Here is a 24274-nt window from a genome sequence, read left to right on the forward strand (position 1 = left end):
GGCTCACTCCGCCAGTGCCCGCACGAGCAGTGCCTTGATGACGTGCAGCCGGTTCTCCGCCTGGTCGAACACGATCGACCGCTTGGACTCGAACACCTCTTCGGTGACCTCCGCGCCGTCCAGACCGAACTGACGGTGCAGGCGGGCGCCGATGTCGGTGCCGCGGTTGTGGATCGCGGGCAGGCAGTGCATGAACCGCACGCCGGAGCGGTTCGTGGCATCCAACAGTTCGTCCGTGACGCGGTACGGCAGCAGCGACGGCACCCTGTCCTGCCACGCGTCGTCGGGCTCGCCCATGCTGACCCACACATCGGTGTAGACGAAGTCGGCGCCGCGTACCGCGGTGTCCAGGTCGTCGGTGACCAGGATGCGCGCGCCGCTGGACCGGGCGGCGACCTCGGCCGCGGCCACCACGTCGGGTGGTGGTTGCAGGCCGGCGGGTGCCGCGACGCGTACGTCCATGCCGAACAGGGCGCCGGTGACGAGCAGGGAACGGGCGATGTTGCCGCGGCCGTCGCCGGTGAAGCAGAAGGCGATGTCCTCGAGGTCACCGCCGTGGTGCTCGGTCATGGTGAGCACGTCGGCGAGGCTCTGGGTCGGATGCCAGGCGTCGGTGAGGGCGTTCCAGACCGGTACGCCGGAGTGCTCGGCGAACAGTTCCACCGTGTCCTGGGCGTGGCCGCGGAACGCGATGCCGTCGAACATCCGGCCGAGCACCCGGGCGGTGTCGGCGGCGGACTCCTCCCGACCGAGGTGGGTGCCGTCGGGTCCGAGGTAGGTGACGTGGACCCCCTGGTCGTGGGCGGCCACCTCGAACGCGCACCGGGTACGGGTGGAGTTCTTCTCGAACACCAGCACGATGGACCGTCCGCGCAGCCGCGGGATCTCGTCTCCGTGCCGCCGGTCGTGTTTCAACCCGGCGGCCAGGGCCAGCAGGTCGAGACGTCGGGGCTTGTCCAGGTCCAGGTCCTGCAGGAAGGAGCCGGGGCGGGGTTGCGAGGTCATGAGGGGTTCTCCCTTGCTCAGAGCGGTTGGCGGCGTACCGGGCAGCTCATGCAGCGGGCGCCACCGCGACCGCGGCCGAGCTCGCTGCCGGCGAGCGTGATGACGTCGATGCCGTTGCGCCGCAGCATCGTGTTGGTGACGACGTTGCGGTCGTAGCCGACGACCACACCGGGGGCGACGGCCAGGAAGTTGTTCGCGTCGTCCCACTGCTCCCGTTGGGCGGTGCGGCGGTCCGCCTCCGCGGTCAGCACCTTGACCGACCCCGTGTCGAGGGCCTGGGCCAGCGCGGCCGGCACGCCCCGGCTCTCCTCCACGTCCAGGTCGTCCGGGCCGCCGCCGGGGGTGAGCCGCCAGCACCGCACCTCGTTCCAGGCGACGTACGGGTAGAGGACGAAGGTGTCGACATCCACCATGGTCAGCACCGTGTCCAGGTGCATCGCGGAGCGGGTCCGGGGCAGCTCCACCGCGAGGACAAGGCGCGCCTGCCCGGTGGCGAACAACCGGCGGGCGAGCATCTCGATGCCCGCCGGCGTGGTGCGCTCACCCATGCCGACCGCCACGACATCCGGGGCGATGACGTGGATGTCGCCGCCCTCCAGCGTCGCCGACCCGTGGTCGGCGTCGTCGTCGCCGCAGTAGACCGGGAACTGCGCGCCGCGGAACCGCGGGTGGTAGCGGTAGACGGTGCGGGTGTTTACCGACTCCCGGCGGCGGGCCGCCTTGGCCATCGGATTGATGGTCACGCCCGCGCCGATCCACGCCGAGTTGTCCCGCTGGAACAGCGTGTTGGGCAGGGGGGCGAGCAGGAAGTCGTCGACGTCGGCCGCCTGCCAGGTCAGGCTGGGCCGGGTCAGCGGAGACAGCTCCGCCTTGGTCACCCCGCCGACGAGATACTCGGCCAGCCGGGCCGGCTCGGTGTCGTCGAACAGGGCGCGGACCTCGCGGGCCAGCCCGGCGCCCAACTGCTCGGCGGTGATCGTACGGGCCAGGGCGAACTCTCGACCGTCGGGCGTGGACAGCGCTTCGGCGAGCAGGTCACCGAACAGGTGCACGGTCACATCGCGTTGCCGCAGTGCCTCGACGAACGCGTCGTGTTCGCTGCGGGCGCGGCTGGCCCAGAGGACGTCGTCGAAGAGCAGCTCGCCGGCGTTGCCCGGGGTGAGCCGCTCGATCTCGAGCCCGGGCCGGTGCACGATGACCTCGCGCAGGGCCCCGATCTCCGATCCGACGCCGATGGTCGGCCTGCTGTCGATGCTGGTGCGGGTCATCGCCGTACCCCTTCGGCCAGGGAAGCCGGCGACGTCTCGCCGTACTCCCGGTTTCCGACTTTGAGCCAGATGTAGACGGGCACGCCGAGCAGCAGGCAGAACAGCCCGTAGTAGGCGGCCTGGTACCCGCTGCCGGCCACGGCCCAGAAGCTGAACAGCAGGGCGGTGACCGAGACGAGCAGGTCGCGCAGCAGATGGCCGGAGCGGGTCCGGCGGCCCTCGGTCAGCAGCCAGTACACCTGGGCGGCGGCGGAGAACAGGTACGGGATGACGGCGGTCAGCACCGACAGCAACACCACCGTGGCGAACACCTCGGCGAAGCTGGTGTAGCTCACCACCGTCAACGCCGAGGCCAGGATCGTGCCGGCGACGATCCCGTACGCCGGCACCCCACGCCGGCTGTCCCGCGCGAACGGAGCCGGGAACAGCCGATCCCGCGCGGCGGCCTGCGGCATCTCCCCCACGATCAGCGTCCAGCCGACCAGCGCCCCGAAACCGGACACTATCGCCGCCACCGCGACCGTGTCGCCCGCCCACCGGCCGCCGAAGATCGCGTTGGCCGAGTCGGTGAACGGCGCGGCCGAGGCGACCAGCGCCTCCTGGCTGACCGTGCCGAACACGGTGACCGTGCCGAGGATGTACACCACGGCGCAGGCGACGGTGCCGAGAACGGTGGCCCGGCCGACGTTGCGCCGCGGGTTCACCACCCGCCCGGCGGCCACCGAGGCGGTCTCGATGCCGATGTAGGCGAACAAGGCGATGGCCGCCGCGGCACTGACCGCGCCGAAGGCGGACCCGCCGCTGGCATTGAACTCGCCGAAGTTGGCGGACTTGACGAACAGCAGCCCGACCGTGGCCATGAACAGCAGTGGGATGAACTTCAGCACGGTGGTGAGCACCTGCACCACGGACAGGCTCCGGATCCCCGCCAGGTTGATCCCCGCCGGCACCCACAACCCGACCAACGCGATCACCAGCGACCAGCCCCGGGAATGGGAGGTGTTCCAGAACACCTCCACGTAGCCGACCCAGGCCACCACGATGGCGGCGTTACCGGCCCAGGCGGTGATCCAGTAGCTCCACGCGTTGACGAACCCGGCGAACTCCCCGAACCCGTTGCGCGCGTAGAGATACGGTCCGCCGGAGCCGGGGACGCGCCGGTTCAACGCGCCGAACGTCAGGGCGAGCGCGACCGCGCCGACCGTCGCCAGTACGAACGCCACCAACGAGATCGGACCGAAGCCGGCCAGCGCCGACGGCAACGCGAACACACCCGTACCGATGACCGACCCGACAACCAGAGCGGTGGCGGTCGGCAGCCCGAAGCGTCGATCGTCGGGCCGGCCACGCGCCGGACTGTCATCGACGACCAGTGACGGTCCTACCGCATTCGGCATGACCTTCCTCCTCACCGAGTGATCTCTTCTGCTCGGTGACGCTAGGAGGGGCCAGTGCAGGACCAGTGGCAAACGAGTGCGCTCAGACCCGTCCCGCAGAGGTTGCCGGCCGGGCACCGCTCCCGGCTGCGGACGTCGTCGCGGACGCCGGGCGGTCGGCGTGCACACTCCTTCGTCACTGAGACCGCACGAGCCGCCCATAGCTTCGCAACTGGTCGAAAGTCCGAGCCGGTGGCCGGCACAGCCTGGCACCGGCAGACGTTGATCAAGAAGCCGATCTTCGACAAGGACAACGACTCGACGTGAGGGGAGATGAGCAGGCCATGACGCCATCGTCGGAGCCGGACTGGCAGTTGGAGGTCACCGCGCTGACCCGTTGCCCGGGGGTGCGGCTGCGCGGCGAGGTGGACCTGTCCACCGTGCCGACGCTGGAACTCGCGCTGGACCTACTCGTCGAGACGGCCGGCGACGTCACCGTCGACCTGCACAAGCTCACGTTCATCGACGTGCTCGGGTCGCGAGCTCTCGCCCAGGCTGCGATCCGGCTCTGCGCCACCGGCCGACGCATGCGGCTGCGTGGCGCCAACCCACAGCTGCGGCGGATGCTGAGCGTGCTGGGGTGGGCCGAGTTGTTCGACTTCCCCCTGGCCGAGGGGTAGTCCGGGGGCCGCCGACGCGGCCTGCCTTCCCACCCAGCCGTCCGGGCCGAGACCCGGACCGGTCGGGCTCAGTGCAGCCGAGACTTCCAATCCTCCGGTACCCGACCACGGGGACCGGGGGCGGGCTGGCTGAGCGGGCGCGCGTGCGGCTCGGCCAGCTCCGGCCCGTCGGCGTACAACTGGTCGTTGGCGTAGTCCCAGAACCACGACTCGCCCGGTTCGAAGCTCTGCACGACCGGGTGACCCGTCGCGGCCGCGTGCGCGGTCGCGTGCTGGCCCGGCGAGGAGTCGCAGCAGCCGACATGGCCGCAGGCCGCACAGCGGCGCAGGTGGAACCACCACCCACCGGAGGAGTCGCACTCGACGCAGCCCGCTCCGCTGGGTGGAACAGCCGGATTGATCGCCGCGGTCCCGGCCGGCGACTCCGGCGTGGGCTGGTCATCCACGATGTGTTCCCTCCGACTCGCGGCCGCGGTGCTCGGGCCGGTCCGCCGGGCATCCGCACCCCAGAGCGTACCCATCTTTCCTGCTCGCCGGCCAAAGCCACTGGATAGGCATTGAATCGGCACTGCTGCCCGGTTCCATGGCGGTATCCGATCTCCCGACTTCAGAGGAGCAGCAGCATGAGATCCAGGAACATCCGCCGTATCGCCATGGCCGCGCTGACCGCCGCCGCCGTGGTGACCGGCACCGGACCGGCCGCCCTGGCGGGTGGTGGGCGCCCCGCCAAGCCGACCGTCGTGCTCATCCACGGCGCCTTCGCCGACTCGAGCGGCTGGAACGGCGTGGTGCGCCGGCTCCAGCACGACGGCTACCCCACCGTCTCGGCCGCCAACCCGCTGCGCGGTGTCGCCGCCGACGCCGCGTCCGTCAAGGCACTGCTCGACTCCATCGACGGCCCGATCGTGCTGGTCGGCCACTCCTACGGCGGCATGCTGGCCAGCCGGGCCGCGGCCGGCGACCCGGACGTCAAGGCCCTGGTGTACGTGGCCGCGTTCGCGCCGCTGCCGGGCGAGAGCGCCGGCGACCTGGCCGCGAAGTTCCCCGGCAGCAGCCTCGGGGAGACGCTGCGCCCGGTGCAGCTGCCCGACGGCAACGAGGATCTGTACGTCGATCCGAAGCTGTTCCCCCAGCAGTTCGCCGCGGACGTGCCGAAGGCCGAGGCGAAGCTGATGGCCGTCTCCCAACGGCCCATCACCGGGGCCGCGCTGAGCGAGGCCGCGGCGGGGCCGCAGGCCTGGCAGACGAAACCCAGCTATTTCCTCATCGCCGAGGCGGACCGCAACATCCCGGCCGCCGCGCAACACTTCATGGCCGCGCGTGCGCACGGCACCGCCCGCAGCGTGCAGGGCGCCTCCCACGCGGTGTTCGTCTCCCAGCCGACGATCACCGCGCAGTTCATCGAGAAGGCAGCGCGCGAGCGCGGCTGACCGGCCAGGCGGCATCCCGCGGGTGGCAGGCGGTTCGCCCGCCACCCGCTCTCGCCACCGCCCTGACGGATGCCGCCGACGCACGGCACCGCACGCGGGTGAACGGCGATGTGGTGAATCCGTGGTGACAGCGACTCCTACGAAAGGCAGGCACCGATGCAATCGACCCGGCTCACCGATCTCGCCGAGACACTGCTGGCGGCGGCGCGTACCGCCCACAGTGGCCGCGGCGCGCACACCCTCTTCGGTGGTCACGAGCACCAACTGCGGCAGACGGTGATCGCGCTGGTCGCGGGCCGTGAGCTCGGCGAGCACAACGCTCCGGCCGAGGCGACGCTGCAGGTCCTCCAGGGTCGTGCCCGCCTGACCACGGCGTCGGAGACCTGGGAGGGGACCGCCGGTGAGCATGTCGTCATCGGCCCGGACCGGCACAGCGTGACGGCCCTGGCGGACACGGTGGTGCTGCTGACCGTGGTTACAGCCCACAGCTGATCCCAGCGACACCATTCATTGTCATCCTCGGGCGAACCAGGCGGGCCGGCCCTTGATCTTCGTGCGGCAACTGGTCCTCATGGCGCCGGTGCTGCTACCGGCCCGTCATGAGGCCGATGGCCCAGATAGCGGCGAGGGCGGCCACGCCGACCAGTCCGGTCCACAGCGCGCACCCCATCCCGTACGTGCGGTCTCCGGCCAACTCCCGCTCGGTCTCCGTGGGCTCCCGGCTCTGCACGAGGTAGCGGCCGGTGCTGGGCAGGGTGAGCGCGGCGACTCCGCTGTCGAGGACCGCGGGCTTGCCGATCACGTGCAGCGCGACGCCGGCGGGCACGATCTGTTCCATCACCCGCACCCGCTCCACGCGCCGGGCCGCGTCCGCCGGGACCAGTCCCCGGTCGACGACCTGCTGGAGCCACCGTCCGTTGCGACGGTGGCTGGTGGTCTCCTCGTCGACGACGGTCCGCACCGGTGTGGGGCCGGCGTGCGCCACCGGCAGCCGGGTTTGTGCCAGCACCGACAGCCGAGGGTTGTAGGTGGACGCCTGAAGGATCTCGGCCGAGACGGCGACGGTGCCGGTGTTGTCGGCCACCCCGAACGGATCCCCCGCAGACTGTTCCCACAGGACGGCCGTCCGGGTGAGGCCCGGGTCGCCGACGTCGTCGATCGCGCACACCGTCGTGCGGAACCACACGGCCTCGGCACCGGACAGCGGCGCGGTGACCAGCCCGTCGCGACCCGGCACGGTCTGGCCGTACACGGCGAGGCGCTGGGGCAGTCTGGCTCCGGGGCGCAGCGCGGCGCACGGGGTAACGGCGTGCCGGCGGACCCACCGGTGCTGGCGGCCGTTCGACACGGCCAGGGCCAGCAGGACCGGCGCCAGCATCAGCGTTCCGAATCCCAGGATCGCGAGGGCGACCGTCAGGAAGCTCACAGCGTGAGGGTAGGTGTCGGTCGCCAGTGTCCTGGTCGTCCGCTCGCCGGAGCGACCGCGGCCGCGTGCGGCGCTGCCCGGACGGCCGCGCGGGTGGGCCGGCCCCGTCGATCGCACGGCAGGTGCCGTCGCCGGGGCCGGCCCACCGCAGCGGGCGTCGCCGGGTCAGTGCCAGTCGCTGACCCGCACGTCGCGCGGATCGGGCGCGCCCTGTCCCGTCTCCAGGAGTTGCTTGAGGCTCAGCAGGTAGACCGCCCACTTGGTGCTGCAGTGGTGCATGAACTCCACCGGCTCACGCCAGCCCTCGTGGGCGAACAGCACGATCGTCCAGTCGCCGTCTCGGCGGAGGTCCCACCGTACGGTGGTGCCGATCCACTCCGGCGGCCCGTCCACGACCTCCCAGCGGACGTGGCGGCCGGGGTCGAGTGCGATGACCTTCATGTCGAATCCGCCGGGACCGAACCGGAACTCGATCACCCCGTCGAGGTCGGTCTCGCCGGCGGTCTTCTCGGTCCACCAGCCGGACAGCCCGTCCAGGGTGGTGAGGGCCTCGTACACCTGCTCGGGCGAGGACCGCTCGACGCCGATGCGGTGCAGGATGTCTGCCATCTCGTGTCCTTCCTACTGCTGCTGGTCGGTGTCGTTCGTCGCGTCCTTGCCGCGTTGGATCGTCTCGGCGATGCGCTTGATCCGCCGCAGGCGGGAGTCCCAGGCGGCGCCGACGTCGGCGAGCTGGGCGACGGCGCGGGCGAGGCGGGCCTCGTCGACCCGGAACTGCTTCTCCCGGCCGGCGGTGGTGGCGCGCACCAGGCCGACCCGGTCGAGCACGGCGAGGTGCTTCGCCACCGCCTGACGGGTCACCGGCAGGTGCCCGCTGAGGCTGGTCGCCGTCCCCGCGCCCTGGCTGAGCAGCAGGTCGAGCATCCGCCGCCGGGTCGGGTCGCCGACGGCCGACCAGAGGTCGTCGTCCACCAGCACGCTCACGCGCCCGCTCCCACCTTCGCCGCGTACGGCGGAAGCTGCGGCAGGTAGCGGTCCCAGCCGGAGACGTGGTCGGCGTGCTCGGCGGCGACCTTCGCCTCGTCCCAGCCGCGCTCGCGGAAGCCGCTCTCGGTCATCCGCAGCAGCGTCCCGGCCCCGGCCGGTTCGAGTTCGAAGACGACCAGGAACGAGTTGCCCGGCCCGGGGACCTGCCCCTCCTCGTGGGTCCAGCGGAAGGAGAACAGCCGCGGCGGCACGGCGTCGACGACCTGGAACTGCACCCAGACGCCGCCCTGCGCGGGGTCCCCGAAGCCGATCCGGCCCGCTCCCCCGGGCACGGCCGGATACTCCGCCTCGTCCGGCCACCACTCCCGCAGGTGCTCAGGACTGCTCACCACGTCGAAGACCACCTCGGGTGAGGCGTCGATGTGCAGCTCCCGCTCGATCGTGCCGTACTCCATGACCGCCACCTTCCGCAACGTTTGGTTGCGCATCACGCTAGCCGGCGGGAGCGTCATGCGCAACCTTTAGTTGCATGATGTCGCGGCGGGCGGGCGTTCGCCGGGCTTGGGGCGGCCGACGAGCCGTGCGCTGGTGATGAGTTGTCGGGCCGGCACCCGTCACATCTTCGACGGGACACGACGAGGCGGAAGGATGGCGTGATGGGTGGGCACACGAGGCTGGCGGAGGTGGGCGTGAACGGGCTGGGCGAGGTCGACGAACCGGCCTTCTCGGGGTTGGCGCAGCGGCACCGGCGGGAGCTGCACGTGCACTGCTACCGGATGCTCGGGTCGTTCGAGGACGCCGAGGACACCGTGCAGGAGACGTTCCTGCGGGCCTGGCGGCGGCGGGAGACCTTCCAGGGGCGGTCGACGTTCCGGGCCTGGCTGTACCGGATCGCCACCAACGCCTGCCTGGACCTGCTCGCCAAGTGCCGACCCGAGCCCGCGACGGGCGGTGAGGCGCGGTGGCTGCAGCCCTACCCGGACCGGCTGCTCGACGAGCTGCCCGCGGCCGACGCGGACGAACCGGAGACCGTCGCCGTCGCGCGAGAGACGATCGAGCTGGCGTACCTGGTCGCGGTGCAGCACCTCGCGCCGCGCCCCCGGGCCGTGCTGATCCTGCGCGACGTGCTCGGCTGGCCGGCGAAGGACGTCGCGGAACTGCTCGGGGACTCCGTCAACTCCGTGAACAGCGCGCTGCAACGGGCCCGCGCCGGCATGCGGGAGCACCTGCCCGCCGAGCGGCAGGACTGGACCGGCGGCGAGGAGGACGCCGAGACCCGCGAGCTGGTGCGCCGCTTCACCGACGCCAGCGTCGCCACGGACATCCCGGCGCTCACCGCGCTGCTGCGCGACGACGTCCGGTGCTCGATGCCGCCCACCCCGGGCCTGTACCTCGGCCGCGACGCGGTGGTGAAGAACTGGGTCGAGGACGGCTTCGCGGGTATGACGGGTCTGCGCGCCGTGCCCACCGCCGTGAACCGGCAGCCCGCCGTCGCCTTCTATCACTGGCGCGCGCGGGAGGGCGCGTACCTGCCGCTGACCATCGACGTCCTGCGGATCACCGGCGGGGCGATCACCGAGATCGTCACGTTCCACGACGACCAGTTCCCGCGGCTGGGGCTGCCGGAGCGCCTGCCGGCCGACGGCACGGAGTAGTCCCGGTGCGGACGCTCACGCTGCGCGCAGGCGCGCGCGTGGCGGTGGTCGCGGCGCAGTGGCGCGACGCGTTCGGCGTCGTCACCCGCGGGCGGGTGCAACTGGAACTGCGCGGCGGCGAGCCGGGGCCGGTCCTCGACCGCGACGCCGGGTTCTGGCTGCGCGGCACCGGCGTCCGCGCCCTGCGCAATCCCGCCCGCCGCACGGCGACGGTACGCATCGTCACGCCCAGGGCCGTCACCTGCCCGGGTCACCGAATCATGGAGGAAGACATGGACAGCATGCACGACACCGCAGTCGTCGCGGGCCCGGCGCCGGGCCAGCCCAGCCGCCGATTCCGCCGGCTCGCCGGCACCGGCCTCCTCGCCACGCTCGCGGCGATGGCGGCCACCACCCTCGCCGCCGCGCTCGCCCGGGCCGTCGGCGTCGACTTCGCGATCCCCGAGGGCGGCGAGACGATCCCGTTGGGCGGATTCGCCGTGGTGACCGGCTTCTTCTCGGTCGTCGGCGTCGTCATCGCCGGCGCTCTGCTGCGGTGGAGCGCCCGCCCCGCCGAGCGTTTCGTGTGGACGGCGGTGGCGCTGACCGCGCTCTCGATGGTCCCGCCCCTGCTCTCCGGGGCGAACACCGCCACCGTCGCCGCCCTCCTCGGGCTGCACCTCGTCCCCGCGGCGGTGCTGATCCCCACCCTGGCACGGAGCCTGCGCACCCGGGCCGGTTGACGGATGTCCGTCGGCCGGGCCGGAGCGGTCAGCCGGCGAGCCGGGTGAGCGCGGCGACCGAGCGGTCCACATCCGCCTCGGTGGTGGTGGCGTTCGACACCGCGATCCGCATCAGCCGCCGGCCGCGCCAGGTCGTGCCGCCCACCCAGCAGGTGCCGTCGGCCTGCGCCGCCGCGATCACCCGGTCGGTGCGCGCGTCGTCGCCGAAGCCGACCAGCACCTGGTTGAGGACCACCTCGTTGGCCACCTCGAAACCGGCCGCGGTCAGGCCGTCGGCGAACCGCCGGGCCAGCGCGCAGCAGCGGTCGACAAGCGCGGCGACCCCGTCGGAGCCCAGCTCGCGCAGCCCGGACCAGACGGCGAAGCCGCGGGCCCGCCGGGACGACTCCGCGGTGAGGTCCGCGCCGGTGGGCACCCCACCGGACCCGACCAGGTACGCCGCGGCGTACGACATGGCCGCGGCGTGCACGTCGGGTCGGGAGCAGAAGGCGAAGGCGGTGTCGTACGGCAGGTTCAGCCACTTGTGGCCGTCACACGCCCAGGAGTCCGCCAACTCCAGCCCGTCGACCAGGTGTCGGGTGGTCGGGCTGGCCCCGGCCCACAGGCCGAACGCGCCGTCCACGTGCACCCAGGCGCCGCGCCGGTGGGCCAGCTCGCAGGCGTCCCGCAGTTCGTCGCAGGCGCCGGTGTTCACGTTGCCGGCCTGCAGACACACGATGGTCGGGCCGGTGGGGGCGGCGCGCAGCGCGTCCCGCAGGGCGGCGGGGTCGACGGCGCCGTTCGGCCCGGCCGGCACCGGCCGCACCGCGTCCTCGCCGAGGCCGAGCAGCCGCAGCGACCGGTCGATGGTGGCGTGCCGTTCCACCCCGGCGATCACCCGGATCGGCGGGGCGCCGAGCAGGCCGCGCCGTTCCACGTCCCAGCCGGCGTCGGCCAGCACCTGGAGCCGGGCGGCGGCGAGACCGGCGGTGTTGGCGGCCTGGCCGCCGGTGACGAAGCCGACCGACGCCGACGCCGGGATGCCCAGCAGGTCCTTGAGCCAGCCACCGGCGGCGGCCTCGGCGGCGAGGGCGGCCGGCGAGGTGACCGGGTTGAACGCGAGCTGGTCCCAACCGGCGGCGAGGATGTCGGCCGCCGTGGCGGCCGGCAGCGCCCCGCCGACGACGAAGCCGAAGTACCGCGGGCCGGCGGTGGCGACCAGGCCCGGTTCCGCGGCGGCGACCAGGTCGGCCAGCACCTGCGCGGGCGGGGTGGGCGCGGCGGGCAGCGGACCGGCGAACGCGGCGGCGATCGCGGCCTGGTCGACGGGTACGCCGACCGGCCGGTCGGGCAGCGACCGCCGGTAGCCGGCGGCGTGGTCGGCGGCGGCGCGGAACAGGCTGCTGAAGTCCTCCACGGAGCGCACCTTAGCGTCCGCCCCCGACCTGGACAGCCGGCCGGGGACGGGGCAGGCGTGCCCCGTCCCCGGCCGCGGTGGTGCCTACGGGAAGAAGTCCACGCCGGCGGAGCTGATCTCCATGGTGTTCTGCTGGTCGGTGGTGCCGGTGAACCGGACGCCGAGGGTCAACCCGACGCCCCAGAGCACCTCGGGCCGGCCCGGCACGGCGAAGCGTTGCATCCCGAAGGTCGACGGGGCCAGGGACAGATTGTCGTGCGCGGCGATCCGCTTCTCGCCGTCGAAGACGTGCACGTTGGTGACCGCGGCCTGGTTGGTCTCGCAGCGGAAGCGGATCAACGCCGAGTCGATCGCGAGCCGGTTGTCGTTGACGATCACCGGGGTGGGGATGCCGAAGTGCAGCCAGTTGGTGGTGCCGGGCCTGCCGACGAGCCGGATGAAGAAGCCCGCCCGCCATTCGCTGCGGATGCGGTCGGGGAACTCCACCGCCAGGCTGTGCCCGTGCGCCCACATCGCTTGTTCCAGAGCCATTGCCGTCCCTCTCGTCGCGTCGTGGGTGGTCAGCGATCGGTCAGCTTGGCGCGGGACAGATCGCGGATGGTCTGTGAGTTGCTGTTGTCGGCCAGCCGGCCCAGGGACTGTTCGAGTTTCGGGGTGAGTGAGGGCCCGAGCGAGCGGATGACGAGCTTCTCCACGGCGACGTCCCCGGCGTCGATGAGCCGCTCGGCGACTCGGTTGCGGGCGTCCTCGGGCAGGTTGGTCAGCGCCGACGCCGACGCGATCCGCAGCAGCGGCTCGTCGCTGGCGGCGGCCTCGTCCACGACGTGCTGCGCGTCGGCCAGCAGGCTGGCCGCGTAGACGGCCTTGCTGGCCAGCATCACGTTGTCGTCGCGGGCCAGGACCCGCAGGTGCTCGGCCGCCTCCGGCCCGGCCGCCGCGGTGATGGCCCGGTAGTCGGGCTCGTCGCTGCTGAGCAGCCGGCGCAGCTCGTCCAGGGAAATCGGCATGTCTGCTCTCCCCCTCACGGATTGACCGTCAGTGCGCTGTTGCGCATGGTCGTGATCTCGGAGTTGATGAGGTCCGGGGGCGGATTGGTGATGTTGTCGGTGCCGTTGCCGGTCATCAGCCGGTTGTTGTCGTTGACGTGGTTGAGGCCGAGGACGTGGCCGATCTCGTGGCCGAGGGTCCAGCGGCTCGCGCCGCTGGCCACCACCGCGCCCGGCCGGCCGTCCGGATGCGCGGCGCAGCCGTTCAACGGCGGGTTGGTCGCCTGTACGAAGTAGGCGACGACGTCGTTGGTGCCGACGTTGTTGCGGTTGCCGAACAGGGTGCGCTGCTCCTCGGTCGTCTGGCCACGGGTGCAGGTGCCCACGTCGACCACGTTGAGCGCGGGCAGGTTCAGGTTCTCGTCGCTGGCGCGGACCACCCGGAAGCCGGCCGGCTCGTAGGATTCGCGCATCCCGGCGATCATCTGGTCGATGGTGAACCGGGTCGGCGCGGTCAGCACCTTCACGTGCAGGCGTACGGTCTCCAGCAGCTTGAAGTCGCAGCCGGCGGCGGCGAACTCGAGGGTGTTCTGCGCGTCGGTGCTGCCGGAGAAGCGCACGCCGATGGAGATGCCGATCCCCCACAGCACGTCGGGCTTGCCCGGCACGTCGAACCGGTTCAGGCCGAACGCGGTGGGCGACAGGTTCAGCCCGTCGTGGTTGACGATGCGGCGCTCACCGTCGTACACGTGCACGGCGGTGACCGCCGCGGCGGTGGAATTCGCGCGGAACCGCAGCATGACCGAATCGGTCATCTGCCTCTTGTCCTTCACGATGACCGAGGTCGGCACCGCGAAGTGGAACCAGTTGGTGGTGTTGGGTCTGCCGACGACGCGGATGAAGAAGCCCGCGCGCCAGACACTGGCCAGACCAGCGGGGTTTTCCACCCGCATGGTGTGCCCGTGGGTCCACATCGCCTGAGTGATCACAACGGCACCACGCCCTCTGTCGTGCGGTTGACGAAACTGGGGTGAGAAGAAGGGGCGCCCCGAAGAATTGAGCCGACCGGTTCGGCACCGCAAATGTTACGCAGCGTGGCGGATGACGCTATCCGGTGGATGACAGATCGGTCGCCGACAGGCGACGGCCCGGCGGGTGACCGCCGGGCCGACGCCGGTACGGGTGCGGAGGTCCCGTGCTCACCGTCCGAGTCGCGTACGCCTCCGTGCTTCAGTCGACCGTCGGGCGCCGGTCCCGGCCGCGCTTCAGCTCGAAGAACCCGTCGGTCCCGGTCACCTGGAGCACCCCGTCCCACAGCCGGCCGGCCGCCTCGCCACGCGGCACGGGGCTGACCACGGGCCCGAAGAACGCGTTGACCCGCCCGTCCGGTCCCGGTACGTGGATGGTGGGCGTCCCGAGGTCCTCCCCCACCGGCTTCAACCCGGCTTCGTGGCTGGCGAGCAGGGCCTTGTCGTAGTCCGTCGAGTCGGCGGCGTCGGCGAGGTCGGTGGGCAGGCCGACGTCGGTGAGGGCGTCGAGGTAGAGCTGGCGGCCGATCGGCGCCGCCTGGTGGTGGATGCGGTTGCCGAGCGCGGTGTAGAGGTGGCGCAGCACGTCGTTGCCGTGGCGCAGCTCGGCGGCGACACACACCCGCACCGGTCCCTGGCCGTGGGTGAGCCATTCCCGGTACCACTCCTCCAGGCCCTCGCGTCCGTCGTTGAGGATGCCCAGGCTCATCACGTGGAACCGCGCGTGTACGTCGCGGACCTGCTCGACCTCCAGCAGCCAGCGGGAGGCGTTCCAGGCCCAGGGGCAGCGGGGGTCGAACCACATGTCCACGGTCGTCATTACCTACCTCTTCCTTCCGGGTGCGGTTCAGCCTAGGAAGAGGATTGGCCCACGATAAGCACCAATCATGCCGGCATCATCTGGGCCAATGTAGGCTCCGGCGGGTGGACATCCAGGTGAACCTGGCCGGGCGGGGCGACCTCGCCGCCCGGATCTACCGGCAGCTGCGCGACGCCGTCGTCGACGGCCGGCTGGCCGCCGGGGAACGACTGCCGCCGACCCGCGAGCTGGCGCTGCGGCTCGCCGTCTCCCGCAACACCGTGGCCGCCGCGTACGACCGGCTGACCGCCGAGGGTTTCCTGGTCGGCCGGGTCGGCGCCGGCACGTTCGTGGCGGCCGCCGCCCTCGCCCCGGCCCACGACCGCCGGCAGGCGCCGGCCGGGCGGGACGTGGCGCCGCGACCGCTGTGGCGTACCGCGCCGCCCACCACCGCCCGGCGGTCACCGCCGGCACCGTACGACTTCGCGGTCGGCGTGCCCGACGGCCGGCTCTTCCCGCTGGACACCTGGCGGCGGCTGGTGGCGCAGCAACTGCGGGCCGCGACGGTACGCGAGGGCGACTACGGCGACCCCGCCGGACATCCCGGGCTGCGCGCGGCGATCGCCCGGTACGTCGGGGTGGCCCGCTCGGTGCGGGCGAGCGCCGACGACGTGCTGGTGACCAGCGGCGCGCAGCAGGCCCTGGACCTGATCGGCCGGGTGCTGATCTCGCCGGGCGACCGGGTGGCGGTGGAGGACCCGGGATACCCGCCGGCGCGGCTGCTGTTCCGGTCCCTGGGCGCGGCGGTGGTCGGCGTGCCCGTCGACGCCGAGGGGCTGGTCGTCGACCGGATCCCGGCGGGCGTGCGGCTGGTCTACGCCACGCCCTCGCACCAGTTCCCCCTCGGCACACCGATGTCGCTGCCCCGCCGCGCGGCGCTGCTGGCCTGGGCGAAACGCCACGGCGCGGTGGTGGTCGAGGACGACTACGACAGCGAGTTCCGGTTCTCCGACCGGCCGCTGGAACCGTTGCAGAGCCTCGACCGCGACGGCCGGGTGGTCTACGTCGGCTCGTTCTCCAAGACGATGCTGCCGATGCTGCGGCTGGGCTTCCTGGTGGCGCCGACGTCGCTGCAACCGGCGTTGCTGGCCGCGAAGCGGCTCACCGACTGGCACGGCGACCCGACCACGCAGGGCGCGATGGCCCAGTTCATGGACGAGGGGCTGCTCGCCCGGCACATCCGCCGCGCCACCCGCGAGTACGCCGCCCGGCACGAGCAGATCACCGCCCGCCTGGACCAGGACTTCGCCGACTGGCTGGTGCGGGTGCCCTCGGCGGCCGGGCTGCACCTGGCCGCCCGCCTCGCGCCCGGTGCGGCGGTGGACACCGCCCGGGTGCTGGCCGCGGCCCGGGCGCGCGGGGTGGCCGCCGACGGCCTCGACCACTACCGGCTCGACGCGGACGTGGCGGGGGTGGTGCTCGGGTTCGGCCGGATCGACCGCGACCGGATCGGCCGGGGCCTCGACCGGCTCGCCGCGGCGTTCCGGGCCACCGGCGCCGGTTGAGGGCCGCTACTCACTCGTCCTACGGGGTCAGCCGCACCCGGCGCAGGGTCTGCGCGTTGAGGGCCACCACGCTCGTGGCGGCGGACATGAGCACGGAGACGCCACGCGGGTCGGAGGAGGCCAGCACCACGCCGGCCGACTCGATGGCGACGTCCGTGCCGGCCCCGATGGCCAGCCCGACGTCGGCGCGGGCCAGGGGCGGGGGCGTCGTTGACCCCGTCGCTGGCGTAGGTTGCCCTTCTCAGCCAGGATCCGTACCACCTCGACGAGTGGGGGCGGTTCACGCCGCGGCGGTCACCGGCTGCTCCTCGGGTGCGGTCGGCCCGGATTGCCGGCGACCGCGCGGGAGGATCAGGTAGGTCAGGGCGAGCCCGATGAGGCTCAGCGCCGCCCCGACGAGGCCGGTCCAGCGCACCGCGCCGGCGGCGAGGATCAGGCCCCCGCCGACGGACCCGGCGGCGGCGCCGAGGTTGAACGCGCCCACGTTGACGGCGACGGCGAACGTGGGCGCCTTGCCGGCGTGGTGCAGGACGACCGCCTGCAGCGGGGCGATGATGGCGGTGCCGAGCAGGCCCAGCAGCAGCACGGCGAGCACGGCGGTCGGCTGCCAGACGACCGCGAACGGGATGAGGGCCAGCACGCCGGTGAGGCCGCCGAGCACGCCGCGTACCGTCGCGCTCATCGACCGGTCGGTGAGCCGTCCGGCGGCGATGTTGCCGATCAGGCTGCCCGCGCCGTAGGCCAGCAGCAGCCCGGAGACGGTCGCCGGCGAGAAGCGGGCGACCCGGGTCAGCAGCGGCGCGATGTAGGTGAAGACGACGGTGACACCGGCGAAGGCGACGGCGGTGGTGACGACCGCGAGCAGCACCGGCTTGCGGGTCACCACGTGCAGCTCGTCGCGGATGCGGGTGGTGGGCGCGTCCCGGCGCGGCAGGAAGACCGCCAGCAGGACGGTGGCGACCAGGGCGAGCACGGTCAACGCGAGGAACGGCGCCCGCCAGCCGGCCGCCTGACCGAGCATCGCACCGAGCGGCACGCCCAGCAGGGTGGCCACGGTGAAACCGGACGCGACGACCGCGATCGCCGTGCCGACCTTCTCGGCCGGGACCAGGGTGGTCGCCATCACCACCGCGATGGCCAGGAAGGCGGCGTGGCTCAGCGCGGAGACGACCCGCCCCACCAGCAGCATCTCGTACGATCCGGCGAACGCGCACAGGGCACTGCCCACGGCGAACACGAGCACCATCGCCAGTGCAAGGCCCTTGCGCGGCATGCGGGACGTGGCCATGGCGACGAGTGGCCCGCCGATCACCACGCCGAGGGCGTACGCGGTCACCGCCTGCCCGGCGGTCGGCTCCGACACCCGCAGGTCCCCTGCCACCTGCGGCAGCAGGCCGGCGATCAGATACTCCGCGGTGCCGATGATGAAGACGCTGGCAGTGAGCGCGGCCAACGACAGCACATTCCTCTTCATGTCGGCGACGCTAAACTTTGACATCGGTGTGAAGGTCCAGCCTTGTCACGGTGAGCCGCCACACACCCGCGCGCGTCCAAGGGGGGAAGATCATGCGGATCGGCGAATTGTCGCGGCGGACCGGCGTCAGCGAGCGGCTGCTGCGCTACTACGAGGAGCAGCACCTGCTGACGCCGGCGCGCCGCCCGAGCGGCTACCGCGAGTACACCGAGGCCGATGTCAGTACGGTGCGCCGCATTCGCAGCCTGCTCGCCGCGGGCCTGAACACCACCACCATCGCCACCGTCCTGCCGTGCGTGCGGGAAGAGGGTGAGCGGCTCGTCCCGACCTGCTCGGTCATGCTCGCCGACCTCATCCAGGAGCGCCGGCGGATCATCCAGGCCATCAACGACCTGCACGCCTCGCGGGACGCGCTCGACAGCGTCATCGCCGCCGCACCCGCCGACATCGACGTCCCCGGGCAAGGAGCGGCGTGAAGTGCTGGACGCGTTGTGGACCATCGCTGCGCCACTGGTCGGCCTCGCCGTGGTGATCGCCTCGGCACTCGGCGCCCGTAAGCGACACCTTGCCCGGGCCGCTGCCGACACCCGACCCTGGCCAACGCTGCCCGACGGTGCAACGGCAGTCGAGATGCCTGCGTTGGGCGAGGGAGTCACAGGCGCGACCGTTGTCCGGCTCATGACGCACGCAGGCGACCAGGTGCAGGTCGGTGACGTGGTGGCGGAGGTGTCAACTGACAAGGTCGACACCGAGATCCCAGCGACCAGCTCGGGAACTGTCTCGGCTGTGTTCGTGCACGAAGGCGACGAGGTTCCGGTGGGATTTCCGCTACTCGCCGTGAGTCCGTCAGCCGCGCTGCCATAACCAGCCGACGACCCACCTTCACCGAACCCGGCGGATCACCGCACGCAGGGGCACCAGCACGAGTCGGAAGCGCTCGCTCGCCCGGCCTGCGCGTTTCCCGGTAGCGGCTGAGCCGTTGTACCGGATGTGCCGGGCACGACGAGAGTCGAAAATCCCTCGGGGACCCACCCGCGCTGGCGCGTCGCCTGGGCGCGGCACGAGACGCTGCGGCGCCGGCAGGCGTACGACGCCGCCACCGCCGACTGGCACCGACGCCAGGAGCAGCTGACCTGGCAGCGGTCCGAGGCCGCCGGCTTCCTCGGGTGCACCCGACCGCGTACCGGCCTGCCGGTGGACCTCGACCACGACGAGGTGGTCTACCGGGTGCTGCCCGTCGCCGAGCTGGTCGAGGCGGCCGGCCGTCACCTCGCCGGACTCCCCCGCCCCGGTCTGACCGTCGCCCCGGCCGGCGACGGCACGACCGGCCGGCCGCTACCCGCCGGGATCCGGGTGGTCGACACCGGCCTGGCCGTGGTGACCGACCGTCGGGTCGCGTTCGCCGGCGCCCACCACCGGCGGGAGTGGACGTACGCGGAGCTGACCGGCCCGGCGCACCACCCCGACGCGCCGCTCACCCTGCTGCCCACCGCCGTCGGGGGTCCCCTCGCCGGTCTGCGGGTACCGGCCGCCGCCGAGGCGAACTTCCGGTTCTACCTGACCCTTGCCTTCGCCGCCGCGACCGGACGGCGCGCCGCCGTCGTCGCGCACCTCGACAGCCTGCTGGCCGGCCACCGGGACGTGCGGCCGGTGCCACCGCCACCGGTGACGCCGGCCGACGCGCCGGTGCCGATGCTGCGCTCGGAGCGGCTCGCGGTCGCCGCCGCGGTCCTCGTCGTGACCGTGCTCGCGGCGCTGCCCGCGGGAAACGCCGGACCGGGTGCGGCGGAGCCGCCGTACCGTCCGGCGCCCGGGGCGAGCGCCGTCGCCACCCCGCAGGTCAGCCCGGTGCCGCAACCGCCGGTCGTGCCGCCGCCGGCCGGCGACCCGGCGACGACGCCGGCAGGTCCGGACGGCGGCGAGGTGGACGCGGTCGAGCGCCGGCCGGCCACGGCACCGCACGACTCGGCGGCCACCGCTGCGCCGGGGCCGACCCGCACCGTCGCGGCCAGCCAGACGCGCCGGACCGCGACGACGCCGGCAACCGGCGGCCCCGCCGAGCCGGCGGCCTCAGCGCCGGAGCCGGTCGCCCCCGCCACACCGGAACCGACCGGTCCCGCGCCCGACCCGACCGCGCCGGAGCCGACCACTCCCGCACCGGAGCCGACCTCCCCGGAGCCGTCGCCGGCCCTGCGCCTCTGCCTGGATCCGTTGCCGTTGCCGCTGCCGGATCCACTGACGGATCCGCTGCCGTGCCCGTCAGGCCCGCCGTCGGTGAGCAGGTAGGCCACCGCACCGAGCCCGCCGCCGCTCACACCTGCCCGGCGTAGAAGCCGTACCGTGCCAGGGGCTCGACGATCTGCTGCTCCTCGTAGGACAGGTGGGACAGCAGGGTGTCGGTGAGCACGTCGACGGCGTGGCGCAGCGCGGTGAAGTCGTCCGGGTTGCCGATCAGCGCGACCAGCGCCCGGTCCACGCCCTCCACCACGTCGTGGATGACGACGTGCTCCTGCTCCAGCCGGTCGAGGACCGGTGCCAGCCCCGCGTCGGCGCGGCGCAGGTATGGGAAGACCGAGTTGTCCTCCAGCCCGTGGTGCTGGGTGACCAGCGTGCAGTACGCGGCGCAGTAGGCGCCCAGCGTCCAGTTGTTCTGCCGCATGGTCATCCGGTTCAGCACACCCCGGGCCTCCCCGGCGGAGACCACCCCCCGCTCGACCTGTTCCAGCAGGTCACGCACCTGGGCGAGTTCCTGGCGCAGGTGGTCGTGCACGTCGACCAGGTGCGCGCCGACGGCCTGCTGGTGCGGGGTGTACGTCTGCCCGGCGGGAGCGGGCGGGGCGACCGGGCGGGTGGACTCGTCCCAGCGGCCGTGGTCGGTGAGGCGTACCCCCGGGTCGGGGGTGGGGCGGACCGCGAGCGCGGGGGCGGCGCCCGCCTCGACCACCTCGCGCTGCTGTTGGACGGCGGCGGCGCGGGTGCCGGGTTCGGCGCGTTCGGCGGCGACCAGCTCGCGCACGGCGGGCGCGACCTCCTGGGCGAAGAGCTGGATGGCGGTCGGGTCGTCGGCGCCGAGGACGAACCCGGAGACGCCGTGGTCCAGGGCCAGCCCGGCGATCTCCTCGACCCACTGCGCGGGCGGGCCGACGAGGAAGTCGCCACCGGTGGCGGTGAACCGGCCGTTGACGTTGAGCAGCCGGCGCACCGCCCGCGGGTCCCGGCCGGCTTCCTCGGCACCCTCGTCGACAAGCGCGTTGAGGGCGGGCAGCTCGGCGGCGCCCTTCGGCAGGTAGGCAAGCGACGGCAGCCAGCCGTCCGCGGCCCGGCCGACCAGGCGCAGCATCCGCGGCTTGTACGCGCCGACCCAGATCCCCACCTGGTGCGCCGGGGCGGGCCCGCGCTTCGCGCCGTGCACCCGGTAGTGCTCGCCGTCGACCCGCACCCCGCCGCGCTGGTCGGCGGCCCAGACCTCGCGGATGATCCGGATCGCCTCGGCCAGGGCGTCCACGGCCTGCCCGGCGGCCAGCCGCCGGCCGCCGTTGGCCTCGATCGCCTCCCAGAACGCGCCCGCGCCGAGGCCCAGCTCGACCCGGCCGCCGCTGAGCCGGTCCAGGCTGGCCACGCTGCGGGCCAGCACCACCGGCTGGCGCAGCGGCAGGTTCAGCACGTTGCCGCTGAGCCGGATCCGGCTGGTCGCCGCCGCCAGGTACGACATCAGCGTCCAGGTGTCGAGGAAGTTCGGCTGGTACGGGTGGTCCTGGAAGGTGGCCAGGTCCAGGCCGACCTGCTCGCAGAGCTTGGTCAGGGCGACCACCTGCTCGGGGTGCCGGGCGTCGGGGGTGAGGAAGCTACCGAAGATCAGTTCGTGTCCGTAGTCGGTCATGCCCCGCCTGCCTTCTCGTCACGTCGACCCCGGTCGCGGGCGACCGGCCCCACGGTAGTCCGGGCCGTGGCGGCGCAGCCGGGAACCGCCGACCGGGCTCAGCGGGCGCAGCCGACGCAGGTACGGGCGGACGGGCGCACCGCCAGGCGTTCCGCCGGGATCGGCGACCCGCACCGCTCACAGGTGCCGTAGGTGCCCGCGTCCAGCCGGTCCAGCGCCGCGTCCAGTTCGGCGAGGCGGCGCCGCGCGTCGGCCAGCAGCGCGGTGACCTGGGCGCGCTCGAAGGCGATGGTCGCGCCCTCCGGATCGTGTTCGTCGTCGGCGTTGGAATCCAGCGAGGCGTCGATCACCCCGTCCAGGTCCCGGCTCAGCGCGGCGATCTGGGACCGCGTCTCGGCGCGGGCCCGCCGCAGCGCGGCGCGCGCGTCCCCCGGCTCGTGCACGGCTCACGCCCCTCGGTGCTGCTCCTGGCTGCCGAGCTCACCGTACCCCGCCCGGCCGGGGTCGCCGGCCGGTGCGGGCAGTTGCCGGTCGTGCGGCCGGCTGAGCAGCACCAGCGCGGTGATCGCGCCGACCAGGGCGAGGAACATGTCCCACTGGGTGTCCCACACGTCGCCCTGGGTGGCCAGGAAGTCGTCGGCGGCGGAGCCGGCGGCCACCGCCGCCCACCACTCGATCATCTCGAAGAACGCGCTGAAGGCCAGGCAGGCGCAGACGGTCAGCGGGGCCAGCCACCGGCTGCCGCGCAGCGGCGAGCGGCGCACCAGGATCTCCCGGACCAGGATGGCCGGGACGAATCCCTGGGCGAAGTGGCCGAGCCGGTCGTACGGGTTGCGGGACAGCTCCAGCAGGTCCCGCAGCCAGTCCCCGGGCGGGGTGCGGGCGTAGGTCCAGTGCCCGCCGACGATCAGGATCAGCGCGTGCACGGTGAGCAGGCAGCACAGCAGCGTGGTCAGCGGGAACCGGCGCCAGGTCAGCAGCACCAGCGACACGCCGATCATCACCCAGACCGTCTCCAGCAGCCAGGTGAGCCGGTCGTACGGGCGGATGCCGGAGACGACAAGCGCCAGCAGGACCACGCCCAGCAGGACCTTCGGGACAACCGCGCGTGCTCGGGTCACCGTGGACCGCCCATCCGTGCGTCGCGTCGCCGGCCCACCGCCGACCGGTCGCGACCATACTCGACCGGACACCGGGCCGAGGGCCCGGACGAGGCGGCCCTATCGGCGCATGGCGGGCCGCGTGCGGTGCGTCCACGCGCGCAACACCCATTCGGCCGGGCCGTACCGGAACCGTCGCAGCCACCACGCGCTGGCCGCCACCTGCACTCCGAAGATCGCCAGGGCGATGAGCAGCGTCTGCGCCGGGGAGGTGCGGCCGGCCAGCCCCAGCCCGACGCCGGTGAACACGAGCAGGCAGCCGAGCGACTGGCCGAGATAGTTGGTCAGCGCCAGCCGTCCGGCGGGGGCCACCGCGTCGGCGACGCGGGGCAGTCGGGTGAACAGGCGCAGCAGGGTCGCGGCGTAGGCCGCGGCGAGCAGCGGCGCGGTCACGATGCTGACCATCAGTCCGGTCAGGTTCGCGGTGCCGCCGCCGACGGCGAACACGGTGGCGCCGGCCAGACCGACCGGGTAGCCGACCTGCTCGCACCGGCGCAGCAGGTGTTCGTGGGCGGGCACCGAGGCGAGCATCCGGTGCTTGCCGGCGGCGAGTCCGACGAGGAACGCGGCGAAGGCCAACGGTCCCTGCACGGCGAGCCCGCCGAGCATCGCCGGCAACGAGCGCAGGTGTTCCAGCACGACGGCACCGATTCCGCCGCGCAGGGCCTGCGTCGACTGCGCGCCGGCGGCGAGCGCGGCGGCCTGGTCCGGGACCAGCGTGGCGCCGAGGACCGCGGCCACCCCGACCGCGAACGCGACCACGCCCACGATGGCCGCCGCCACCACCAGGGCGGTGCGCGGCGCGATCCGCGCGACGGCGAGCAGCACCAGCCCGAGCAGCGCGTACGTGGTGAGGATGTCGCCGTGGAACAGCAGCACCGCGTGCACCGCCCCGATCGCGAACAACCCGGCCATCCGGCGCCGGAACGACCGGCCGAAGGCCGCCCCACGCCGGGCCGCCGAGTCGATCTGCAGGGTGAAGCTGTAGCCGAACAGGAATGCGAACAGCAGGTACGCTTTCATCGCGAACAGCAGCTCCACCGCGCCGGCGACCAGCCGGTCGAGCACACCGTCGGCCGGGTCGTCGACCAGGTGGAACGCGAATCCGGAGCGGAAGAACGCCACGTTCACCAGCAGGATGAGCAGCAGCGCGGTGCCGCGCAACGCGTCCACCACGTTGATCCGGGCATCGTCGCCGGTGGGGTTGTCGCCGGACGACGGTCGCGGACGGCCGTGGTCCCGCCGGTCAGATCGGAGCACATTCATGGCATCGAGCCTGGCGAACCGTGCCGGTGGCGGTGAACCGCTTTCGTCACACGATCCGGCGTGACGAAAAGCGCCCGGGAGGTGTCCACCGTCAGCTGCGCCGAGTGCGGGACCGGCCTGCCGGCGGCGGGCCGGGGACGACCGCGTCGGTACTGCTCACGTCGCTGCCAG

27 protein-coding genes and 1 pseudogene are annotated in these 24274 nt (G+C 73.1%); 9 read left to right on the plus strand and 19 right to left on the minus strand.

Annotated elements, in window-relative coordinates:
* Positions 1-3: 3 nt before the first annotated feature.
* Genes argF through K7640_RS01815 form a run of 3 tightly spaced genes read right to left on the minus strand, consistent with a single transcriptional unit; the run spans position 4 to position 3670 of the window.
* The gene (gene argF, locus K7640_RS01805) at positions 4-1005 is read right to left on the minus strand and encodes an ornithine carbamoyltransferase (RefSeq protein ID WP_222952869.1); all 1002 of its coding nucleotides are present in this window, start codon (positions 1003-1005) and stop codon (positions 4-6) included.
* Positions 1006-1022: 17 nt separating this feature from the next.
* Positions 1023-2273 (minus strand): arginine deiminase, encoded by a 1251-nt coding sequence (locus tag K7640_RS01810; RefSeq protein WP_222952870.1) that lies wholly within the window; start codon positions 2271-2273, stop codon positions 1023-1025.
* Complete coding sequence (locus K7640_RS01815) at positions 2270-3670, minus strand: amino acid permease (RefSeq protein ID WP_222952871.1); 1401 nt, start codon at positions 3668-3670, stop codon at positions 2270-2272. The genes K7640_RS01810 and K7640_RS01815 overlap by 4 nt, the downstream gene beginning before the upstream one ends.
* 323 nt (positions 3671-3993) lie before the next feature.
* Here K7640_RS01815 and K7640_RS01820 point away from each other — a divergent pair, with 323 nt between their 5' ends.
* On the plus strand, positions 3994-4329 hold the full coding sequence (locus tag K7640_RS01820) for an STAS domain-containing protein (RefSeq protein WP_222952872.1): 336 nt from the start codon (positions 3994-3996) through the stop codon (positions 4327-4329).
* A gap of 68 nt (positions 4330-4397) precedes the next feature.
* On the opposite strand, the gene K7640_RS01825 is transcribed toward K7640_RS01820, so the two are convergent.
* Positions 4398-4775 (minus strand): UBP-type zinc finger domain-containing protein, encoded by a 378-nt coding sequence (locus K7640_RS01825; RefSeq protein ID WP_308042405.1) that lies wholly within the window; start codon positions 4773-4775, stop codon positions 4398-4400.
* Positions 4776-4952: 177 nt separating this feature from the next.
* On the opposite strand from K7640_RS01825, the gene K7640_RS01830 reads away from it, so the two are divergent.
* On the plus strand, positions 4953-5759 hold the full coding sequence (locus tag K7640_RS01830; protein WP_222952874.1) for an alpha/beta fold hydrolase: 807 nt from the start codon (positions 4953-4955) through the stop codon (positions 5757-5759).
* A gap of 156 nt (positions 5760-5915) precedes the next feature.
* Positions 5916-6251 (plus strand): cupin domain-containing protein, encoded by a 336-nt coding sequence (locus K7640_RS01835; RefSeq protein ID WP_222952875.1) that lies wholly within the window; start codon positions 5916-5918, stop codon positions 6249-6251.
* 94 nt (positions 6252-6345) lie between these two features.
* Here the strand turns inward: K7640_RS01835 and K7640_RS01840 are convergent, their stop codons facing one another.
* From K7640_RS01840 to K7640_RS01855, 4 genes are all read right to left on the minus strand, one after another.
* A complete protein-coding gene (locus K7640_RS01840) occupies positions 6346-7185 on the minus strand; it encodes a hypothetical protein (protein WP_222952876.1) in 840 nt (279 codons plus the stop codon).
* Positions 7186-7350: 165 nt separating this feature from the next.
* Positions 7351-7794, minus strand: a complete 444-nt coding sequence (locus K7640_RS01845) for an SRPBCC domain-containing protein (protein ID WP_222952877.1) — start codon at positions 7792-7794, stop codon at positions 7351-7353.
* Positions 7795-7806: 12 nt separating this feature from the next.
* Entirely contained in the window at positions 7807-8169 is a 363-nt protein-coding gene (locus K7640_RS01850; protein WP_222952878.1) for a winged helix-turn-helix domain-containing protein, read from the minus strand.
* Positions 8166-8627, minus strand: a complete 462-nt coding sequence (locus K7640_RS01855; protein WP_222952879.1) for an SRPBCC domain-containing protein — start codon at positions 8625-8627, stop codon at positions 8166-8168. The genes K7640_RS01850 and K7640_RS01855 overlap by 4 nt, the downstream gene beginning before the upstream one ends.
* 201 nt (positions 8628-8828) lie before the next feature.
* On the opposite strand from K7640_RS01855, the gene K7640_RS01860 reads away from it, so the two are divergent.
* Both K7640_RS01860 and K7640_RS29895 read left to right on the plus strand, forming a co-directional pair.
* Positions 8829-9827, plus strand: a complete 999-nt coding sequence (locus K7640_RS01860) for an RNA polymerase subunit sigma-70 (protein WP_222952880.1) — start codon at positions 8829-8831, stop codon at positions 9825-9827.
* A gap of 5 nt (positions 9828-9832) precedes the next feature.
* The gene (locus K7640_RS29895) at positions 9833-10549 is read left to right on the plus strand and encodes a DUF6069 family protein (RefSeq protein ID WP_308042408.1); all 717 of its coding nucleotides are present in this window, start codon (positions 9833-9835) and stop codon (positions 10547-10549) included.
* Positions 10550-10577: 28 nt separating this feature from the next.
* Here the strand turns inward: K7640_RS29895 and K7640_RS01870 are convergent, their stop codons facing one another.
* The 5 genes from K7640_RS01870 to K7640_RS01895 form a co-directional block, all read right to left on the minus strand.
* On the minus strand, positions 10578-11945 hold the full coding sequence (locus tag K7640_RS01870; protein WP_222952881.1) for an aminotransferase class V-fold PLP-dependent enzyme: 1368 nt from the start codon (positions 11943-11945) through the stop codon (positions 10578-10580).
* A gap of 84 nt (positions 11946-12029) precedes the next feature.
* Complete coding sequence (locus K7640_RS01875; RefSeq protein ID WP_222952882.1) at positions 12030-12476, minus strand: DUF6623 family protein; 447 nt, start codon at positions 12474-12476, stop codon at positions 12030-12032.
* A 29-nt stretch (positions 12477-12505) separates the two neighbouring features.
* Positions 12506-12952, minus strand: coding sequence for a hypothetical protein (locus K7640_RS01880; RefSeq protein ID WP_222952883.1), 447 nt, complete (start codon positions 12950-12952; stop codon positions 12506-12508).
* Positions 12953-12966: 14 nt separating this feature from the next.
* Entirely contained in the window at positions 12967-13905 is a 939-nt protein-coding gene (locus tag K7640_RS01885) for a DUF6623 family protein (protein ID WP_308042429.1), read from the minus strand.
* Between the two features lie 256 nt (positions 13906-14161).
* On the minus strand, positions 14162-14779 hold the full coding sequence (locus K7640_RS01895; RefSeq protein ID WP_222952886.1) for a DsbA family protein: 618 nt from the start codon (positions 14777-14779) through the stop codon (positions 14162-14164).
* A 104-nt stretch (positions 14780-14883) separates the two neighbouring features.
* Here K7640_RS01895 and K7640_RS01900 point away from each other — a divergent pair, with 104 nt between their 5' ends.
* Positions 14884-16323, plus strand: coding sequence for a PLP-dependent aminotransferase family protein (locus K7640_RS01900; RefSeq protein ID WP_222952887.1), 1440 nt, complete (start codon positions 14884-14886; stop codon positions 16321-16323).
* Positions 16324-16342: 19 nt separating this feature from the next.
* On the opposite strand, the pseudogene K7640_RS01905 reads toward K7640_RS01900, so the two are convergent.
* Together K7640_RS01905 and K7640_RS01910 are read right to left on the minus strand one after the other, a co-directional pair.
* Positions 16343-16544, minus strand: a pseudogene (locus tag K7640_RS01905) (hypothetical protein); the annotation flags it as partial.
* A 59-nt stretch (positions 16545-16603) separates the two neighbouring features.
* Complete coding sequence (locus K7640_RS01910; RefSeq protein ID WP_222952888.1) at positions 16604-17797, minus strand: MFS transporter; 1194 nt, start codon at positions 17795-17797, stop codon at positions 16604-16606.
* Between the two features lie 92 nt (positions 17798-17889).
* Here K7640_RS01910 and K7640_RS01915 point away from each other — a divergent pair, with 92 nt between their 5' ends.
* From K7640_RS01915 to K7640_RS01925, 3 genes are all read left to right on the plus strand, one after another.
* Complete coding sequence (locus tag K7640_RS01915; RefSeq protein ID WP_222952889.1) at positions 17890-18273, plus strand: MerR family transcriptional regulator; 384 nt, start codon at positions 17890-17892, stop codon at positions 18271-18273.
* 1 nt (position 18274) lies between these two features.
* Positions 18275-18661, plus strand: a complete 387-nt coding sequence (locus K7640_RS01920) for a biotin/lipoyl-containing protein (RefSeq protein ID WP_222952890.1) — start codon at positions 18275-18277, stop codon at positions 18659-18661.
* Between the two features lie 126 nt (positions 18662-18787).
* Positions 18788-20083 (plus strand): hypothetical protein, encoded by a 1296-nt coding sequence (locus tag K7640_RS01925; protein ID WP_222952891.1) that lies wholly within the window; start codon positions 18788-18790, stop codon positions 20081-20083.
* A gap of 25 nt (positions 20084-20108) precedes the next feature.
* On the opposite strand, the gene K7640_RS01930 is transcribed toward K7640_RS01925, so the two are convergent.
* The 4 genes from K7640_RS01930 to K7640_RS01945 form a co-directional block, all read right to left on the minus strand.
* Positions 20109-21677 (minus strand): LLM class flavin-dependent oxidoreductase, encoded by a 1569-nt coding sequence (locus K7640_RS01930; RefSeq protein ID WP_222952892.1) that lies wholly within the window; start codon positions 21675-21677, stop codon positions 20109-20111.
* Positions 21678-21775: 98 nt separating this feature from the next.
* Positions 21776-22120, minus strand: a complete 345-nt coding sequence (locus K7640_RS01935; RefSeq protein ID WP_308042409.1) for a TraR/DksA C4-type zinc finger protein — start codon at positions 22118-22120, stop codon at positions 21776-21778.
* 3 nt (positions 22121-22123) lie between these two features.
* Entirely contained in the window at positions 22124-22798 is a 675-nt protein-coding gene (locus K7640_RS01940; RefSeq protein WP_222952893.1) for a DUF2238 domain-containing protein, read from the minus strand.
* 99 nt (positions 22799-22897) lie between these two features.
* On the minus strand, positions 22898-24103 hold the full coding sequence (locus K7640_RS01945) for a DUF418 domain-containing protein (RefSeq protein ID WP_222952894.1): 1206 nt from the start codon (positions 24101-24103) through the stop codon (positions 22898-22900).
* Positions 24104-24274 lie beyond the last annotated feature (171 nt).

Source organism: Micromonospora sp. PLK6-60 (assembly GCF_019890675.1).
In the GTDB taxonomy this organism is placed as follows: domain Bacteria; phylum Actinomycetota; class Actinomycetes; order Mycobacteriales; family Micromonosporaceae; genus Micromonospora.

Bases quoted from the DNA above. Each gene is read 5' to 3' on its own strand.
- K7640_RS01910 (WP_222952888.1), bottom strand. From the start codon at position 17,797: ATGAAGAGGAATGTGCTGTCGTTGGCCGCGCTCACTGCCAGCGTCTTC.
- K7640_RS01860 (WP_222952880.1), top strand. From the start codon at position 8,829: ATGGGTGGGCACACGAGGCTGGCGGAGGTGGGCGTGAACGGGCTGGGC.
- K7640_RS01875 (WP_222952882.1), bottom strand. From the start codon at position 12,476: ATGGCTCTGGAACAAGCGATGTGGGCGCACGGGCACAGCCTGGCGGTG.
- K7640_RS01945 (WP_222952894.1), bottom strand. From the start codon at position 24,103: ATGAATGTGCTCCGATCTGACCGGCGGGACCACGGCCGTCCGCGACCG.
- K7640_RS01820 (WP_222952872.1), top strand. From the start codon at position 3,994: ATGACGCCATCGTCGGAGCCGGACTGGCAGTTGGAGGTCACCGCGCTG.
- K7640_RS01930 (WP_222952892.1), bottom strand. From the start codon at position 21,677: ATGACCGACTACGGACACGAACTGATCTTCGGTAGCTTCCTCACCCCC.
- K7640_RS01845 (WP_222952877.1), bottom strand. From the start codon at position 7,794: ATGGCAGACATCCTGCACCGCATCGGCGTCGAGCGGTCCTCGCCCGAG.
- K7640_RS01855 (WP_222952879.1), bottom strand. From the start codon at position 8,627: ATGGAGTACGGCACGATCGAGCGGGAGCTGCACATCGACGCCTCACCC.
- K7640_RS01835 (WP_222952875.1), top strand. From the start codon at position 5,916: ATGCAATCGACCCGGCTCACCGATCTCGCCGAGACACTGCTGGCGGCG.
- K7640_RS01885 (WP_308042429.1), bottom strand. From the start codon at position 13,905: ATGTGGACCCACGGGCACACCATGCGGGTGGAAAACCCCGCTGGTCTG.
- K7640_RS01895 (WP_222952886.1), bottom strand. From the start codon at position 14,779: ATGACGACCGTGGACATGTGGTTCGACCCCCGCTGCCCCTGGGCCTGG.
- K7640_RS01915 (WP_222952889.1), top strand. From the start codon at position 17,890: ATGCGGATCGGCGAATTGTCGCGGCGGACCGGCGTCAGCGAGCGGCTG.
- K7640_RS01810 (WP_222952870.1), bottom strand. From the start codon at position 2,273: ATGACCCGCACCAGCATCGACAGCAGGCCGACCATCGGCGTCGGATCG.
- K7640_RS01815 (WP_222952871.1), bottom strand. From the start codon at position 3,670: ATGCCGAATGCGGTAGGACCGTCACTGGTCGTCGATGACAGTCCGGCG.
- K7640_RS01880 (WP_222952883.1), bottom strand. From the start codon at position 12,952: ATGCCGATTTCCCTGGACGAGCTGCGCCGGCTGCTCAGCAGCGACGAG.
- argF (WP_222952869.1), bottom strand. From the start codon at position 1,005: ATGACCTCGCAACCCCGCCCCGGCTCCTTCCTGCAGGACCTGGACCTG.
- K7640_RS01830 (WP_222952874.1), top strand. From the start codon at position 4,953: ATGAGATCCAGGAACATCCGCCGTATCGCCATGGCCGCGCTGACCGCC.